13 protein-coding genes are annotated in these 16,857 nt (G+C 63.7%); 5 read left to right on the top strand and 8 right to left on the bottom strand.

The genetic code is table 11. The features are described 5' to 3' along the window. Positions 1-1,423, bottom strand: a 1,423-nt coding sequence (locus tag C1H84_RS10735; protein WP_220124907.1) for a hypothetical protein, incomplete at its 3' end; no start/stop codon positions are given. A gap of 207 nt (positions 1,424-1,630) precedes the next feature. On the opposite strand from C1H84_RS10735, the gene C1H84_RS10740 reads away from it, so the two are divergent. Next, the gene (locus tag C1H84_RS10740; RefSeq protein WP_113607417.1) at positions 1,631-2,101 is read left to right on the top strand and encodes a VanZ family protein; all 471 of its coding nucleotides are present in this window, start codon (positions 1,631-1,633) and stop codon (positions 2,099-2,101) included. Between the two features lie 67 nt (positions 2,102-2,168). Here the strand turns inward: C1H84_RS10740 and C1H84_RS10745 are convergent, their stop codons facing one another. The 3 genes from C1H84_RS10745 to C1H84_RS10755 all read right to left on the bottom strand — a co-directional run bounded on the left by C1H84_RS10745 (position 2,169) and on the right by C1H84_RS10755 (position 6,949). Continuing rightward, positions 2,169-2,978, bottom strand: coding sequence for a class I SAM-dependent methyltransferase (locus C1H84_RS10745; RefSeq protein WP_181728112.1), 810 nt, complete (start codon positions 2,976-2,978; stop codon positions 2,169-2,171). 208 nt (positions 2,979-3,186) lie between these two features. Beyond that, positions 3,187-4,692 carry an IMP dehydrogenase gene (gene guaB / locus C1H84_RS10750; protein ID WP_047119630.1) on the bottom strand — a complete coding sequence of 502 codons (1,506 nt, stop codon included), beginning with the start codon at positions 4,690-4,692 and terminating at the stop codon, positions 3,187-3,189. Between the two features lie 157 nt (positions 4,693-4,849). Continuing rightward, positions 4,850-6,949 carry an acyltransferase family protein gene (locus tag C1H84_RS10755; protein WP_146956032.1) on the bottom strand — a complete coding sequence of 700 codons (2,100 nt, stop codon included), beginning with the start codon at positions 6,947-6,949 and terminating at the stop codon, positions 4,850-4,852. 517 nt (positions 6,950-7,466) lie between these two features. Here C1H84_RS10755 and C1H84_RS10760 point away from each other — a divergent pair. Next, positions 7,467-7,928, top strand: coding sequence for a hypothetical protein (locus C1H84_RS10760; RefSeq protein ID WP_113607420.1), 462 nt, complete (start codon positions 7,467-7,469; stop codon positions 7,926-7,928). Positions 7,929-8,059: 131 nt separating this feature from the next. Here the strand turns inward: C1H84_RS10760 and C1H84_RS10765 are convergent, their stop codons facing one another. The 4 genes from C1H84_RS10765 to C1H84_RS10780 form a co-directional block, all read right to left on the bottom strand. Further along, positions 8,060-9,115 (bottom strand): hypothetical protein, encoded by a 1,056-nt coding sequence (locus C1H84_RS10765; RefSeq protein ID WP_146956034.1) that lies wholly within the window; start codon positions 9,113-9,115, stop codon positions 8,060-8,062. A 127-nt stretch (positions 9,116-9,242) separates the two neighbouring features. Further along, positions 9,243-10,847: a chaperonin GroEL gene (groL, locus tag C1H84_RS10770; RefSeq protein ID WP_047119634.1), complete on the bottom strand. Its 1,605-nt coding sequence runs from the start codon at positions 10,845-10,847 to the stop codon at positions 9,243-9,245. 100 nt (positions 10,848-10,947) lie between these two features. Next, positions 10,948-11,244 (bottom strand): co-chaperone GroES, encoded by a 297-nt coding sequence (groES, locus tag C1H84_RS10775; RefSeq protein ID WP_013349608.1) that lies wholly within the window; start codon positions 11,242-11,244, stop codon positions 10,948-10,950. Between the two features lie 185 nt (positions 11,245-11,429). Continuing rightward, positions 11,430-12,866, bottom strand: a complete 1,437-nt coding sequence (locus C1H84_RS10780) for an amino acid permease (protein WP_047119635.1) — start codon at positions 12,864-12,866, stop codon at positions 11,430-11,432. 839 nt (positions 12,867-13,705) lie between these two features. On the opposite strand from C1H84_RS10780, the gene C1H84_RS10785 reads away from it, so the two are divergent. The 3 genes from C1H84_RS10785 (at position 13,706) to C1H84_RS10795 (ending at position 16,822) form a co-directional block, all read left to right on the top strand. Continuing rightward, a complete protein-coding gene (locus C1H84_RS10785) occupies positions 13,706-14,158 on the top strand; it encodes a hypothetical protein (RefSeq protein WP_146956036.1) in 453 nt (150 codons plus the stop codon). 202 nt (positions 14,159-14,360) lie between these two features. Next, on the top strand, positions 14,361-15,506 hold the full coding sequence (locus C1H84_RS10790; protein WP_425323565.1) for a THUMP-like domain-containing protein: 1,146 nt from the start codon (positions 14,361-14,363) through the stop codon (positions 15,504-15,506). Positions 15,507-15,673: 167 nt separating this feature from the next. Continuing rightward, complete coding sequence (locus C1H84_RS10795; RefSeq protein ID WP_047119638.1) at positions 15,674-16,822, top strand: glutamate--cysteine ligase; 1,149 nt, start codon at positions 15,674-15,676, stop codon at positions 16,820-16,822. Positions 16,823-16,857: the final 35 nt, after the last annotated feature.

The raw sequence follows: 16,857 nt of genomic DNA on the forward strand, positions 1-16,857 counted from the left end.
TGTCGGGGTCCCCGGCGGAGCACTCGTCCCCGTCCTCGGCCCAGCCGGCCTTGCCGGCGCTGCCGTCGTCGGCGTTCGCGGGGTCGGAATCAAAGAGGGATCCCTGGCCCGGGCCGCCGTCCCCGAAGGCGGCCCCGGGCGGGTCCTCGCCGGTGGCGTCCAGCAGGATCTCCAGCAACGCGTTCAACGCGCGTTCGGGCGGGGTCGCTTCGGGGATGAACAACTCGTCATCGTCCCAGCGCAGCTGCTCGGATCCTTCGGGCAGCAGGTCCTGGATCGACCAGCCGCCTTCCCCCTCGGGACCGGCCCCGGTAACTCCGGTAGCCCCGGCGCTGGTGGCTTCGGTCCCGGTGGTTTCGCTCTCGGTGGCGGCATCCGCCTGCGGCTGCGGGTCCTGCCCCGTGGGCTGGTTCGGATTATCGGCCGGGTCCTTGAAAAACGACGCCCCCGCCACCGGCCCGCCTGAGCCTGGCCCCCGGTTCGGGTTCGCCGAGGCCGGGTTCCTCCGCGCGGCCTGCCCGGCACGGGTGCTGGCCTTGTTCGCCGCCGCGATCAACGCATCCACCCACGCCCCCTCCGCCGTGGAAGTCCGCACCAAAAACTCGCGGAAGTGCGGGCTGCGGATCGGCAACGGGAACACGCCACGGCGCAGCGACGCCGGCGGGACCGGCCCGGACCGGTTGATGGCCTCCAGGATCAGGGAGGCGATCTTCTTCACCGCCGCGAACGGGATGAACTCCTCGGCCAGGACTTGGGCGGCGTGTTCCTCCACGGTGCGCCCATCGGCATGCAACAGGGTCGGGCTGGTGGCGGTGCCTTCGAAGGTCCGGTCTTCGGGTTCGACCTTGGCCAGTTTCCGGCTGGCCTGCCGCACCACCGTCGGATCCACCCCGGACTCGAAGAGCAGGGCGGCCAGGTGCTCGAAGCGCGGGGCAACCCGGGCCCCGGTAAAGTCCTTGCGCCCCACCAAGTCCATGGAATCCAGGATGAGGCGGTGGGTGTGCCAGTAGGGGGTGCGGGTCCAGGAGGCCAGCAGTTCTTCCGGGTCGCGGTAGCAGGCGCGTCCGCAGGCGCGCACCGGGGTGCTGGTGGTATCGGCGGGGTGCTCGCGCAGGGCGTCCAGTTCGCTTTGGGCCAGGGTGTGGGCGGCGGTGGCGGCAGTGCGTTCGGCGGCGACCAAATCCATGCGGGTCGCTTCGAAGCCGAGCTGCTGGGCGGTGGTCGCCAGTTCCAGGGCTAGGCGGGGATCGGTGGTATCGGAGAGGGTTTCGCGCAGGGCGGCGAAGGTATCCAGCAGGCTGGTGCGCAAATCCCGCAGCTGGGTGCCCGATAGTTCGGGCAGGGCGGCACCGGGCGCGGGACGTACCTGGGCCAGTACGTGGTGCAGGCTGGTGAGGCCTTGGGCCAGTGCGGTGGTGTTCATGGCTCCAGTGAACGCCCGGGCGCACTGGCTGGTGGTGGGTGGGGTGCGGATTGTGGAGAAGTGCCGGAAAAGAATTCTTTGGGCCCGGGGAAGGTCGGACGTCGACGTCGCTCCTTAGTCGCCGCGAAACACAGGCAGTCACTGGCGTTACACGCGTGCCGGTCATGCAGGTCTTGCGGTCTCGAACCAGACTAAAATTGCGGACAGATGCGTTTGCGCAACTTCTTGGGGGTAGTTGGAGTGAAGAACCGTTCGGCCCGGTGGGCCTTGGTCGCGGCGGTGGCTTACGCCATCGCGCTGGTGCTGGTGGCATTCTGGCCGACACCCGTGGATACCGAAGCGGGGCCGTGGCTGTTCGCGTTCATCGAGCAGCTGCACCGGATCGGCGTGCCGCAGTGGTTCGGCTACGGCGAGATCGAATTCGGCGCGAATATCCTGTACTTCATGCCGTTGGGCCTGCTGGCCTCGTGGTGGCTGCGCTGGCCGTGGCTGGCGGTGCTCTGCGGACTCGGGGTCTCCGTGATGATCGAAACCGGGCAGCTGCTCCTGCTCCCTGACCGGGTGCCCTCGGCCAGGGATTTGGTGGCCAATACCCTCGGCACCGGGCTGGGGGCGCTGGTCTTCCTGCTGTGCCGCGGCTGGCTGCGCCGTCGCGCGAGGCAGGGCGCCGCACGCTGATCCCCGGGCGCATCCGTCCCGGGGAAGCAGCGCCGCTCCCCCGGTACGGATGGCCGCACTGAGCGCGCTATTCCGGCTTGCGCGAGATGAGCAGCGTCGGGGTTACCTGCCGGTCGCGGACCGCTTCGATGGAATGCTGCCGTCGCAGCACCACGTCCTCGCCCAGGATCAGCGCTCCGGAAAGCGGGGCGCCGCCCTGCTGCAGCATCAGCGCTGCCCGGGCGAGCACCTCGTCGCGGTGCTCCATGCTGCGCTGCACATCGAACCCTGCGCCTTCCAGGTAGCCGCGGTAGGCGGTTTCCGATTCCACGTGGGAGGATTCCCTGGTGATGGCCCACGGCATCGGGAAGGTCAGCTCGTTGGTGCCCATCAGGTCGTAGACGCCGAAAACGCCGCCGGGGCGCAGCAGCCGGAAGACCTCGGCGAACACCGGGGCCTTGTCGGCGATGTTCATGCCCACGTGCAGCATCAGCGCGGCATCGAAGGAGCCCTCGGGCAGCCCGGCGTCCTGGCCAGGCCGGTTGAGCATGGTGACGGCGCCGTCGAGCCCGCAGGCGCGGTTCAATTCGGTGGCCAGGTCGACGAACTCCGCGGTGACGTCCACCCCGGTGACGGTCGCGCCGCGGCCGGCGAAGTAGCGAGCCGGCCCGCCCATGCCGCTGCCGACATCCAGCAGGCGCGCGCCGTCGTCGAGCGCCAGCGTGTCGGCGATCCAGGCGGTGGTGTGCATCCCGCCCAGGTGGAGGTGGTCGGCCTCGTTGGTGTCCTCGGCCCGCAGCCGGGCCGGGTCGTGTCCGGCGGCGCGCAGCGCGGCGAACATGGCCTCGCGCACGTTTCCGGAGGCGTAGTGGACGATGGTTTCCTCGGTGTCGCTCATGGCGCACCCTCCACTTTCTGCGGGCCGGGGTCGGGGTTTCGGGGCGGAACCGGCAGTAGGCCAGGGCGTCGTGCATCCCATGATAAGTCCGTGCGCGGCATGTGGACCCGTGCGTTGGCCGCGAATCCGGCGGCGGCGCCCGGGCACGGGAAAACCCCGCCCCTGCGCGCCGGATGGGCGGGCTGGGACGGGGTTTGGCCTGGGGATTCTAGCGTGAACGGTAGTTCGGCGCCTCGACGGTCATCATGATGTCGTGCGGGTGCGATTCCTTCAGGCCGGCGGCGGTGATGCGGACGAACTTGCCGCGCGCCTTCAGCTCCTCGATGGTCGGGCCGCCCACGTAGAACATGGTCTGGCGCAGTCCGCCGACCAGCTGGTGCACCACGGCGGACAGCGGGCCGCGGTACGGAACCTGGCCTTCGATGCCTTCCGGGATCAGCTTCTCGTTGGACGGCACGTCCGACTGGAAGTAGCGGTCCTTGGAGTAGGAAGTGTTCTTGCCGCGGGTTTCCATGGCGCCCAGCGAGCCCATGCCGCGGTAGGCCTTGAACTGCTTGCCACCCATGAAGACCAGGTCGCCCGGGGACTCTGCGGTGCCTGCCAGCAGGGAACCGAGCATGACCGAGTCGGCGCCGGCCACCAGCGCCTTGCCGATGTCGCCCGAGTGCTGCAGGCCGCCGTCGGCGATCAGCGGCACGCCGGCCGGGATGGCGGCCTTGGCAGCTTCGTAGATGGCGGTGACCTGCGGGACGCCCACGCCGGCGACGATGCGGGTGGTGCAGATGGAGCCCGGGCCCACGCCGACCTTGATGGCGTCGGCGCCGGCGTCGATCAGCGCCTTGGCGCCCTCGAAGGTGGCAGCCTGGCCGCCGATGACGTCGACGTGCGCCGCGGCGGGGTCCTTCTTCAGGCGGGCGATCATTTCCAGCACGCCCTTGGAGTGGCCGTTGGCGGTGTCCACGACCAGCGCGTCGACGCCGGCGTCGATCAGGGTCATGGCGCGCTCGTAGCCTTCGCCGAAGAAGCCCACGGCGGCGGCCACGCGCAGGCGGCCGTCCTCGTCCTTGGTGGCCAGCGGGTACTGCTCGGCCTTGTCGAAGTCCTTGACGGTGATCAGGCCGGTCAGCTTGCCTTCGTCGTCGACCAGCGGGAGCTTCTCGATGCGGTTCTTGGAGAGCAGCTCGATGACGGTCTCGCGGGAGACGCCGTCCTTGGCGGTGATCAGCGGCATGCCGGTCATCACCTCGTAGACCTTGGTGGTCAGGTACTGCTCGCGCGGCACGAAACGGGTGTCGCGGTTGGTGATGATGCCCAGCAGCTTGTTGTTCTCGTCAACCACCGGCAGGCCGGAGACGCGGTACTGCGCGCACAGGTCATCCCAGTCGGCCAGGGTGGCGCCCGGGTGCACGGTGACCGGGTCGGTGATCATGCCCGACTCGGAGCGCTTAACCTGGTCGACCTGCTTGGCCTGGTCCGCGATGGAAAGGTTGCGGTGGATCACGCCGATGCCGCCCTGGCGGGCCAACGCGATTGCCATCGGAGCCTCGGTGACGGTGTCCATGGCGGCCGAGCTGATCGGCACCTGGATGTTGATGCGCTTGGTGAAGCGGGTGGTGGTGTCGGCGTTGGACGGGATCACATCCGTTGGGCCAGGCAGCAGCAGCACGTCGTCGTAGGTGAGTCCTTCAAAGGCAAAGGGGTTGAACTCAGTCACGTATGAACCTTTCGGGGCGAAAGCGGAGGTTGCTTATATGTTAGAACCCTTTTGCCCTTTGCGTGATTCCCGCTCGCGCCACTGTGTCCAAGCTCATGCCGCGGTGGCGTCATAAGCGCAGATCAGCACCGAAGTGTGTCGAATGCTGGGGCCGCGACTAGTTTTTGAATCCGGTGGCCGCGCGGAAGGCGGCGGCGAACTCGTCCGCCGCGCTGTCCACGAACATCTTGGACAGGTGCGAGTTGTCCAGATAGGTCAGCACGTTGCCGATGACCGCCTTGCACACGCCCTGAGGGCAGAGCACCGGGGTCAGGTCCAGGGAGATCACCGTGTTGCCGTAGTCGGCGGAGTCCAGCCACTTCTCCACCGGGTTGGTCTCGTTCAGCAGCTCGGAGGCCAGCCCATCGCAGCGCGAGGAGTCCGACTTGGCCGAGTCCACGCATTCGGGGATGAGGTATTCGTAGCGCGGGGTGTCGCGCACCGCGACCACCCTGCTGCCCGCGGCGAGGAACGGGAAGATCGCCTGGTCGAACCCGTCCACCAGGGCTTCCTGCTCCCCCGGGGTGCGCAGGTCCTCGTCGTAGCCCTGCACGGTCATGCTGGCGTTGGCCATAACCCAGGTGGGGGCCAGCGCTGTGACGTATTCCTGGGCCGCGTCCTGGAAGGAAGCGCACTCGGGTTCGGAGCGCGCCGTCTCGGAGCCGTAGCGGCAGCCCGGGTGGTGCAGCAGGATCCAGCTGCCGCCGGAGCCCTCCATCATCCGTGCTCCGGCCTCGGACCAGTGCTGCATGTGCGAATCACCCAGCATCACCAGCACCGGCTCCCCCGCGCCGAAGTTGCCGCCCTGCCGGCAGAAGGTGATGCGCGGGTCCTCGGGATCCTGCGCCCCGGAGCACTCCTGCCCCGGGTTCTGCCATTCGCCGTCCAGGTCGGTGGCCAGCGGCAGGGTCAGCGCCGCCGGCGACGGATCCCAGTCCTCGCTGGCGGTGGCCCCGGGCGTCTCCTCAGGGGCCTGCGCGGCGGCCACGGTGCGGCGGTACTCGACGTTGCCTTCCCAGGCGAGCACCGGGACGCTGACGATGCCCACCCCGATCACCGCAACCAGCACGCCGGAGGCCAGCTGGGCTTGGCGTCCTGCGAGCAGGCCGCCGAAGTCCGCGGCCACCTGCCGCGCGGACAGCGGCTTCTCCACCCAGCGTGTGGTGCACCAGGACATGGCGATGGACGCGATGATCAGCAGCGCTCCGGGAAGGATGCCCGCGCGGCTCGAGCCGCTGAGCGTCAGGTAGAACACCAGCAGCGGCCAGTGCCACAGGTACATGCCGTAGGACAAGTCCCCCAGCTTGCGCAGCGGAGGCAGCGACAGCAGCCCCGAGGGGTTGGACCAACTTCGGGCGGAAGGGGCCATGATGACCAGCGCCGCACCCAAGGTCGGGACCAGCGCGATGTAGCCGGGGAATTGGCCCTGCACGTCCAGCAGTGCGCCGCAGGAGATGATCGTGGACAGGCCCGTCCAGCCGCCAATCCGGCGCAGCTTCTCCGGCAGCGCGGAAAGCCACGGCAGGGCGAGCGCCAGCAGGGATCCCAGCGCGAATTCCCACAGCCGGGCGCCGGTATGGAAGTAGGCAACCTGCTGGTTGGCGGCGGTCAGGTGGATCGAGAAGGCCAGGGATCCGGCGAAGATGAGCCCGAAGGCGGTGCCGGCGACCCAGGCGAAGTTTCGCCTCGAGAAGAACAGCTTCCAGACAAGAGCGCAGGCCGCGAGGATCAGCGGCCAGAGGGTGAAGACCTGCCCTTGGACGGACAGCGACCAGAAGTGCTGCAGCGGCGAGGAGGCCGCTGTGTTGAAGGCGTAGTAGTCGACCTGATTCTCGGCCAGGTACCAGTTCTGCTTGTAGAACAGCGAGGCGAAAGACTGGTCGATCAGCTGCGGCCAGCGGTTGCTGGGCAGCAGCACCCATGAACCGATCACCACCGCGAGCACCACTACGGCGGCCTGCGGCACGAGCCGGGAGAAGCGGTGGGCCCATTGGTTCAGCACCCGGGGCCGTTCACCGCGGCTGATCCGTTTGGAAACCGAGGCGGTGAGGAAGAAGGCCGAGAGCATCAGGAAGATGTCCACTCCCCCGGAAACCCGGGAGAACCAGATGTGGTAGACCATCACGAGCAGCACCGCCAGGGCGCGCAGTCCCTGCAGGTCGGTCCTGAATCCGGGTTTGGATTCAGCTTTCCCGGCGGGGGTGATCGTCAACGACACGAAGTGGTGCTTTCCTCGGGGACAGGGCGGGTCCGGTTCTGCGGCCTCAGCCCTTTCCGAACATCATTCGATCCTAGCAATCAGGAATTTGTATTCCATTTGAACTGATTCCTCAAGCTTGCGTTGCACGACAAATTGGTAGTCCCTTCACTAGCTCCTTTCATCCGACTACAGCGACCGAGACGCGGGCCGCAGAGACGAAATGCCTAGGATGCCGCAGGCTGCCGCCGGGTTAGATCCATCTGGTAACACCCGATTAATTCATCGTTGGGGCTTGGCATCGCAGGGTTGCGCCTGGCTTAGTCGGCTGGCGAAAACCGTGGCTGGTTCGTCTAGAACGTGTTCCGTTAGGACGTGTGAAGGAACCTGATTCTCCGCTGTCTTCGAAGCTCGGCACCATGAACTTGTTGGACAACGTTGAAGACAGCCAACTGGTCAATCAGTACCTTCGGCACCATTTTTGCTATGGCAAGATTTATTTTGACGATGGGTACGCTTCCGTACAGAAGGGTGTTCAATGCCGTCTCTCACCAAGCTTGTAGCAAGACTCAAGATGCTTCATGTCCCGGATTCCCGGGACAAATCGAAGGTCTATGTCGTCTACGCTAAGCAACGCAGCCCGTTTGCGTCTCTGGAGTACATGGAACCAATCATTGCGGTCATGGCCAACGAGCGTAACTGCTATGCACTTCAAGAGATGTATCCGGACGCTGAAGTCAGTTGGGAAGCGCGAAGGGTACAGGATGCTGGCGATAGCGCCATGACAGAAGCCGAGATCCTGTATCTTACCCATACCACTTTGTTGCCGTATGACATGGATGCCAACGGAAATCCCATCTACGGAGTCATGGAGTCGCCGATTCCCGAAGCTCTTTATTGCAGTCGGGAAACCGCAGAGCGAGAAGCGCCGGATCGCTACTTGCACGTAGTCCGTGTCGGGCAAGTAAACCTTCTCGGTGTCGGCGAAATTTTGGAATAGGTTTCCGCAACTGTACGTCGCTGCTTGGAGCTGCAGGACGAGAGAGGGAGCACCCTTGCCAAGCGGGGAACCTGCCATTTTGCTTGGTTGTAGACGTTGGTTCGGCTCTCACACGGGCATGAACTTTTCGCTCAGAGTGGGTGAGTCTGGTCATCCTCATCCAATTGAACCGGCTCGAATGCGGAGAATGGACTCCTGCTGGCAAGAACCCTGAAGGCAAGGCCCATTAGAAGAGCGCCGGGGAAAAAGGCAAACAGCATATTACCCAGTCGAGCTCCCGACGAGTTGTCGGGACCCTGCGCGAAATCAACAGGGATGGCAATGTCCTTGTATGTGGGATCGATGACTACGAGCAGCTCATCACCCAGTTCCATGGATTTCTGCCCTACCGTGTTCCAGCTCAGTGCCATCCGCCGGTCGCCCACGTCAACCTTGGCCGGCTCTCCGGAGCGCCCGGTGATCTCGTGGGCTGCCAGCGTCGCGGTGATGTGCGGTTGCGTGCTGACGGCGTCTTGCGCGGCGCGCGCGTCCTGCGCATCGCTCACGATGAACGCCGCCGCTGAGGCAACGGACACCACCAGGCACACCAGGATCAGCGTGTAGCGGGCCTTGCGCGGCGCATGCTGCAAAGCCAATACCAGGCGTTCGAAACGGCCCGGGGCCGGTTTGACGCCCAGTTGGCGTAGCACGTGGGCAGGTCGGTCTGGTTTGAGCATGAACTGGTAGCCGATAGCCCACGTGCCTCCGGCCAGCATGAGCACGAAGAAAGCTCCGAGCATCCAGTCGGTTTCCGCGTCTTCTTCCAATTGCATAGGTGAGCTGTATAGGTGGTAGTAATACGGGTCAGCTGCCGGCATCCGCGGATCGGCAACGAGCTGGACCTCGGACCCCGGCTTGTACAGCTGATCCGTGCAGCTGGTTTGCGCGGTGTGTTCGCCGCCGTTGAGTTTCACCTGCACTGAGCAGTCGTCCACGTCTTGGGACAGTACCGTTGCACTCACCGTTGTTGAGTGCTTCATGAGGCCCGCGAGGTACAGGTTGTCCTGGTGGAAGGCTGCCGCGATTCCGGCGACCAGCAACGCCATGCCGAACACCATTGCGGCGACAATCCACTTGCGGGCCGCGCGTGTGGTGTTGAACCGCCGCAGCCGGGGTGGGCCGGGCTCTTCATTGCGGTGGTGCCGCATATGGCGGGCGCTCCCATCGCTTAGTCGGGGTATGTGGTCGAAGTATGTGTTCCATTAATGCACGAATGCCGCCGCGGATCCGAGTCGAGACTCGGTTCCGCGGCGGCATCAGCTGCCAGGCAGAAGCCTAGTGGCTGTGTGCTGCTTCCTCTTCCTCGGCTGGCTTGTCAGCCACGAGGGTTTCGGTGGTCAGCACCAGGGCTGCGATCGAAGCTGCGTTGCGCAGCGCCGAGCGGGTGACCTTGACCGGGTCGATGACGCCTGCGGAAAGCAGGTTCTCGTAGACGCCGGTCTTGGCGTTGAAGCCCTCGTTGGCGCCGGATTCGGCGACCTTGGAGGCCACCACAGAGCCGTCGAAGCCGGCGTTGGTGGCGATCCAGAACAGCGGCTGCACCAGTGCGCGGCGGACGATGGCCACGCCTGCTGCCACGTCGCCTTCGGCGGCGGTGGCGCGGGCATCCTCATCCAGTGCGGACAGGGCGTCGACCAGGGCGGTACCGCCGCCGGCCACGATGCCCTCCTCCAGCGCTGCACGGGTGGAGGACACGGCGTCCTCGATGCGGTGCTTGCGTTCCTTCAGTTCCACCTCGGTCGACGCGCCGACCTTGATGACGCCGATGCCGCCGGCCAGCTTGGCCAGGCGCTCGGAGAGCTTCTCGCGGTCCCATTCCGAATCGGTGCGGGACAGTTCGGCCTTCAGCTGGGCCACGCGGTCCTGGACGTCTTCCTCGGTTCCGGCACCGTCAACGATGGTGGTCGAATCCTTGGTGATGGTCACGCGGCGGGCCGAGCCGAGCACCTCGGTGCCGACCTGGTCCAACGACAGACCCAGCTCAGGGGTAACCACCTGGGCACCGGTGAGGATCGCCAGATCCTGCATCATGGCCTTGCGGCGGTCGCCGAAGCCCGGAGCCTTGACGGCTACCACGTTCAGCAGGCCGCGCAGCTTGTTGACCACCAGGGTGGACAGGGCTTCGCCCTCGACGTCCTCTGCGATGATCAGCAGCGGCTTCTTGGCTTCCAGGACCTTTTCCAGCAGCGGCAGGAATTCCGCCACGGTGGAGATCTTGCCCGGGTTGATCAGCACCAGTGCGTCTTCCAGGACAGCTTCCTGGCGCTCTGCATCGGTGATGAACTGCGGGGACAGGTAGCCCTTGTCGAACTGCATGCCCTCGGTGAGGACCAGCTCGGTGGCGGTGGTGGAGGATTCCTCGATCGTGATGACACCGTCGGTGCCCACGGTCTTGAAGGCCTCGGCCAGCAGGTCGCCGATTTCATCCGACTGCGCGGAGATGGCCGCCACGTTGGCGACCTTGTCCTCCACGGCCACGGCGTTGGCGGCCAGGCGCTCGGAGACGATCTCGGTGGCCAGCTCGATGCCCTTGCGGACATCGCCAGGCGCGGCCCCGGCGGCCACGTTCTTCAGGCCTTCCTTGACCAGTGCCTGGGCCAGGACGGTGGCGGTGGTGGTGCCATCGCCTGCAACGTCGTTGGTCTTGGTGGCGACTTCCTTGGCCAGCTGTGCGCCGAGGTTCTCGTATGGATCTTCCAGATCGATGTCACGGGCAATGGTGACACCGTCGTTGGTGATGGTCGGGGCGCCCCAGGTTTTGGCGAGCACCACGTTGCGGCCGCGTGGGCCGAGGGTGACCTTCACGGTGTTTGCGAGCTTGTCGATGCCCGCTTCGAGGGCACGGCGTGCTTCCTCGTTGAATGCTAGCTGCTTAGCCATGCATTGACTCCTGAAAGTTCGGCTGCATCCGCGTAGCTTCTCCCCCACGTCCGGCGAGCGCCGTGACGGTGGATGGCTAGTGGATGCCGCGAGGTTGGCGTTACTTTACGACGACTGCCAGAACGTCGCGAGCCGAGAGCACCAGGTACTCCTCGTTGCCGACCTTGACCTCGGTTCCGCCGTACTTCGAGTACAGGACTACGTCGCCTTCGGCTACGTCCAGCGGAATGCGGTTGCCGTTGTCGTCGATGCGGCCTGGGCCTACTGCGACAACGGTGCCTTCCTGCGGCTTTTCCTTGGCGGAGTCCGGAATAACCAGGCCCGAAGCGGTGGTGGTCACGGCTTCGACCTGCTTGATGACAATGCGGTCTTCGAGCGGCTTGATGGAGACAGACATGGTCTCTCCTTTTCGTGTATGAACCAATGGTGTAGGGGTGCGCCCTACTGGCATTGGACCAACCGTCGTCGCGGTGCCAGTTGGTGGTATCCAGTCAGGCGGTGTGACATGCCAACGGCATGCCACCCACACATGACTTTAGGACGATTATTAGCACTCGGTCAAGGCGAGTGCTAACGAACGCACTAGTTCCCCGCCACGGTTCGCGCAGAGCGCACCTTGGCCGATTCCTCGATGTCTTCCGGAGCGGACAGATCCATCTTCATCAATGGGACGACCCTTGATTTGGTCACGAGCCTGTGGATCAGCCAGAGCCCCAGGAAGAGCGGCAGGCCGATGTAGGCGGAGAGCACTTCCAGGCCGCGTCCGGCGAGCACCGCCTCGTAGTTCTGTCCCGCAATGACGGCAATGAGCATCACGAAAGCGAGCAACGGTCCCAACGGGAAGAACGGGGCACGGTAGGGCAGGTCCGACACGTCGTATCCCTGCGCCAGATAGCCACGGCGGAAGCGGTAGTGGGACACCGCGATGCCCACCCAGACGATGAAGCCGCACAGGCCCGAGACGTTGAGCAGCCAGGCATACGCCGCGCCCTGTCCGATCAGCGCGGTGAGGAATCCGAAGAGTCCCACACCAGCGGTGGCGAACAATGCGGCCATGGGCACACCACGGGAGTTGGTGCGGCCGAAGATCTTCGGAGCCTTGCCGTCGTGAGCCATGGCGTAGAGCATGCGGGTCGAGGCGTAGAGTCCGGAGTTTCCGGCGGAGAGGATTGCGGTGAGGATGACGGCGTTCATCGCGGCTGCCGCGAAGGCGATGCCGGCACGCTCGAAGACCATGGTGAATGGCGAGGACGCCACGTCAGCTTCGCCGCTTGAGAGCAGGCTCGGGTCGGTGAACGGGATCAGGCAGCCGATGATGAAGATGGCGCCGATATAGAAGAGCATGATGCGCCAGAACACGCTGCGGATGGCTTTCGGGATTTCACGGCGGGGATCCTTGGCTTCGCCGGCCGCGACACCGACCAGCTCAGTGCCCTGGAAGGAGAACCCGGCGATCATGAACACGGCCATGATGGAAATCCATCCCCCATGGAAGACGTCTTGGCCTTCCCGCCAATTGGCGAGCGGGTCGGCATGGTCGCCCAGGATGCCGAAGATCATCAGGACGCCGGCCACCAGGAATGCGATGACGGTGACGACCTTGATCAGCGCGAGCCAGAACTCGCCTTCACCGAAGGCCTTGGCGGACAGGGCGTTCAGCGCGGTCAGCACGAAGAGGAACCCTCCGGCCCAGACCCAGCCGGGGACGTCAGGCAGCCAGAAACTCATGACGATTCCCGCTGCCACCAACTCGGCCGCCACGGTGATGGCCCAGTTGAACCAGTAGTTCCAGCCGATGGCGAACCCGAAGGACGGGGAGACGAAACGGGTGGCATAGGTCTGGAAGGAACCTGCCACCGGGATCTTTGCGGTCATCTCCCCCAGCGACTGCATGAGCAGGTACACCATGAGTCCCACGGCGGCATAGGCGACGAGCGCCCCTCCCGGTCCGGCCTGGGCGATGGTGCCGCCGGAGGCCACGAACAGCCCGGTGCCGATGGAGCCGCCAATGGCGATCATCTGCAGATGCCGACTGCTGAGTTGTCGCTTGAGCTTGTGATCCGTTGCGTTGCCTGCTGTTTCCGGAGCGGGGACGGTGCTTCGTTGCGCCGTCGGCTGCCGTGTCGTTGTCTGCCTTAGTTTCATCACAGGTGACATACAACACCACGAGGCACCTCTCGTGCGACGTGGATCACTCGACAATTTCCCTGCCGCGAAACTCGCAACCTTGATCCTCAGAAAATGAAAACTCCGAGAAGGCTCCCGCAGCTCGCGCACCGTAAACCACATCATTGCCCAATCCGAAGATTGCCGTTGAAGCGACGTTAAGGATTAGCCTTTGCAACTCATTCAATGCTAGTGAATCAGAAAAACTGATTCTAGACTTGGGTACTTTCTCGGCTGATTGTCCCTTCTGCGCAACGTCCGGGAGCCTGACACCCGCTTGATACCCCAGTTTAGGGAGATCCAGAAAAATATCTGCAGGGCTGAATATGACGTAAATGTGACGTGAATTCGATATGCGGAAAGCCTCGATCGGGACCAAGCCCTTAGTTCATGCGTTCAGATGTCGATCCGCCCGGGCTTCGCAGGAATGGCTTTGTACGAAAACCTGCTGTCGCCCGACCGTGGGCGATCCTCGGCAAATTCGCCGCCACTCCCCCAATCAGCGGAACAAATACAGTGCTCTCGGCCGGTGGCCACGTAAACTTCACTGCAACAGCCATGGTCAGTGATTGACCTGCGGATCATTCGTCTAGGTGGAGGAACGCGGAATGTCGATTCACCGGCGAACGTTGGCAGGGCTCATGGCGGGAGGATGCCTGATTCTGACTGCATGCGCACCCGCGGGAGCCCATTTGTCGACCCAAACCGATGCATCGTCGATGGCTTGCACCCCTTCGGACGGGCAAGGGCAAATCGCCATCGCTCAGGTGCACATCCATGCGGACGGTTCCCGCCCTGTTCTCATACGTGAGGTGACTCCCAAGAAATCCGACAACGTCCAAATAGAGAGTTTCGGCGTCATTCCGGACGGCGAGGAAGGATTCCGCGGCGTCTCGCTGCCTTCAGATCCCGATGCGCAGATTTCGACCAATCATGAAGCGGCAGCTGGCGAACATGCAACAGTTCAGCTCGTTGTGGCGCTCGTGAGCCCCCTCAAATCAGGGGTAGTTGAATCAGTGGAGCTGGAGTACGACGATCTTGGGCGGACGGGGAGCGAGACGGTCACAGCAGGGCTCCGAGCGCAGGTATTTCCGGCAGGTGAAGCCGTGCCGGATGACAGCATGTGCACGATGTCAGGCGAGTAGTCCCTGCTCCCTAACGGGCAAATCGTCCCCGCTACGCCCAGCAACTCGCACTGCCTGGCCCAAGCACGCAACCATGAAGACAACAAATCCCAGATACTCTTAAAGCATGGCGCAGGCTTCAAATGACTCAACACTGAACGAACAATTTGCCGCACTCCTGTCAGCTGACGGCTGGAGTCTTCTCTCGACTATCGACCCGTCCATGGTGGCCACCAAAGACGCGGCCTGGACGCTGAATGAGAAACTGCGCAAGGACGGGCATGACGCGCAGGTGATCCGGGCGGTGATTGCCCAGGCGGAACTTCGCTACCGGGCGCGAGTGAAATTCGGCCCCTTCGCCGATTCCTTGGTCTTCACTCCGGCTGGACTGGAACAGGCTACACGGCTGACCATCGCTGGACTTCACGCGCGCCGCTTCACTTCGGCAGGCTGCACCCACGTAGCCGACCTCGGTTGCGGAATCGGCACCGATTCAATTGCCTTGGCAAGCGCAGGCCTGCAAGTCACCGCGGTGGAAAAAGATGAAACGACCGCGGCTGCCACCACGCTTAACCTGATGCCATTCGAGAACGCCAAGGTTGTCCACGGCAGCGCCGAGGAAACCGACCTCACCGGAATCGACGGCGTCTGGCTGGACCCGGCCCGCCGCACCGATCAGGCAGGGAACACTCGTCGACTCTTCGACCCCGAAGCTTTCTCCCCTCCCCTGTCCTTTGTCGAGAAGCTCGTCGACGAAGGCAAGGACGTCGGGGTCAAGCTCGGCCCGGGCCTGCCTCATGACGCCATTCCGGATACCGCCGAAGCAGTTTGGATCTCCGACCACGGCTCCGTCATCGAAGCGTGCCTTTGGTTCGGCCGGCTCAGACGCGAAGGCATTGCCCGAGCCGCACTGGTGATCGACAAAGACGGCGCGCACGAACTGACCAATCCGGTAACAGCGCAGGCTGACGTTCCAGCACCAGTGGGTGAGCTCCAGGAGCACGTCTATGAACCCGATGGCGCCGTGATTCGCTCGCACCTGATTTCCACGTTGCTGGAGTCCACCGGCGGGCACCTGCTAGACGAGCACATCGCCTACTTCACCCATGCGCAGCAGATCTCCACTCCATTCGCGCGCGGATACAAAGTCGTGGCAGTCCACGACTACAACGTGAAGAAGCTGCGCAGCTGGGTCAAGACCAATGGCATCGGCACCCTGGATATCAAAAAACGCGGGGTGGACGTGACTCCTGAAGAGCTGCGACGGATTCTGCTTGCCGGATCGCCCAAGAGCGCCAAGAACAAAGCGACGCTGATGCTGGCACGTATTGGCGACAAGCGCGTAGCGTTCGAGGTTCAGCCCCACTGAGCACGTGTTTGTTACGCGTAACCTGCAGACATTGGTGCAATGGACTGACAAACCCCACGCACCAAATACAATGGTTACGGTTATCCTCCAATGGCTGTGGGGTACACCGGTTTATATACATGCCGGTTCAGGCCCCGTCTGGATCGACCTTGCAATGAAGGAGTCCCGTGCAGAAGATCAAATTTGCAGACTCAGCCCAGTCCACCATCGGTGTCGAATGGGAAATTGCACTCGTTGACCATGAAACTGCCGATCTATGCTCTGTCGCCGAGAGGGTCCTGTGCAAGCTCAAGGATGATGCCGGGATCTCCCACGAGGAAGAGCACCCGACCATCAAGCCCGAGCTTCTGATGAACACCGTGGAGGTCGTCACCGGCGTTCACCACACCGTTGCCGAAGCCGCGGCGGAACTGCGAGAGAACGTCCGTACCCTCAGCGAAGTCACGACCCCGATGGGTGTGGATCTGTACTGCGCTGGATCCCACCCCTTCGCTGCGCCCACTTCGCAGCCGGTAACCGATAAGGATCGTTACGCAAACCTGATCGACCGCACCCAGTGGTGGGGACGCCAGATGGTGATCTACGGGGTGCACGTCCATGTAGGTTTGAACGACCGCGAAAAGGCTCTTCCTATCACCGATGGCCTGATCAACTACCAGCCGCACTTCCAAGCGCTCAGCGCGTCGAGCCCATATTGGGGCGGCGAGGATACAGGCTACGCATCGCAGCGAGCGCTGATGTTCCAGCAGCTGCCCACCGCCGGCATCCCGTTCCATTTCAATACCTGGTCCGAGTATGAAGCTTACGTTGCCGACATGCTCTACACGGGCGTCATTGACGACATTTCGGAGATCCGCTGGGACGTTCGTCCGGTGGCACGTCTCGGTACCGTAGAAATGCGCATCTGCGACGGCATGAGCTCGCTGGAAGACATCAGCGCCATCACGGCGTTGACCCAATGCCTGGTGCACGACATGTCGCTGAGTCTCGAAGCAGGCAACAAGATCCCCGTTATGCCTGACTGGTATCGCGTCGAGAACAAATGGCGCGCAGCACGCTACGGTCTAGATGCAATCATCATTCTCAACGCCCAAGGCGATGAAATGCTGGTTACTGACCACCTACGTAGCGAGGTAAAGAGATTGACGCCAATATCCGAACAGCTGGGCTGCGCGGACGAGCTACAAGGCATCATCCGATTAATCGAGCGGGGTGCAGAGTACCAGCTGCAGCGCGAGGTGTTCGCTGCTTCGGGTGGCGATTTCCGCGAAATCGTCAGGAATAACGTTAGCCGAATGCTCACACAAGCCAACTGACCGCTTCAGCTAGGGAGCTGTACTCCCAACTACTG

Origin of the sequence: Glutamicibacter soli, assembly GCF_003309065.1 — a bacterium.
In the GTDB taxonomy this organism is placed as follows: Bacteria; Actinomycetota; Actinomycetes; order Actinomycetales; family Micrococcaceae; genus Glutamicibacter; species Glutamicibacter soli.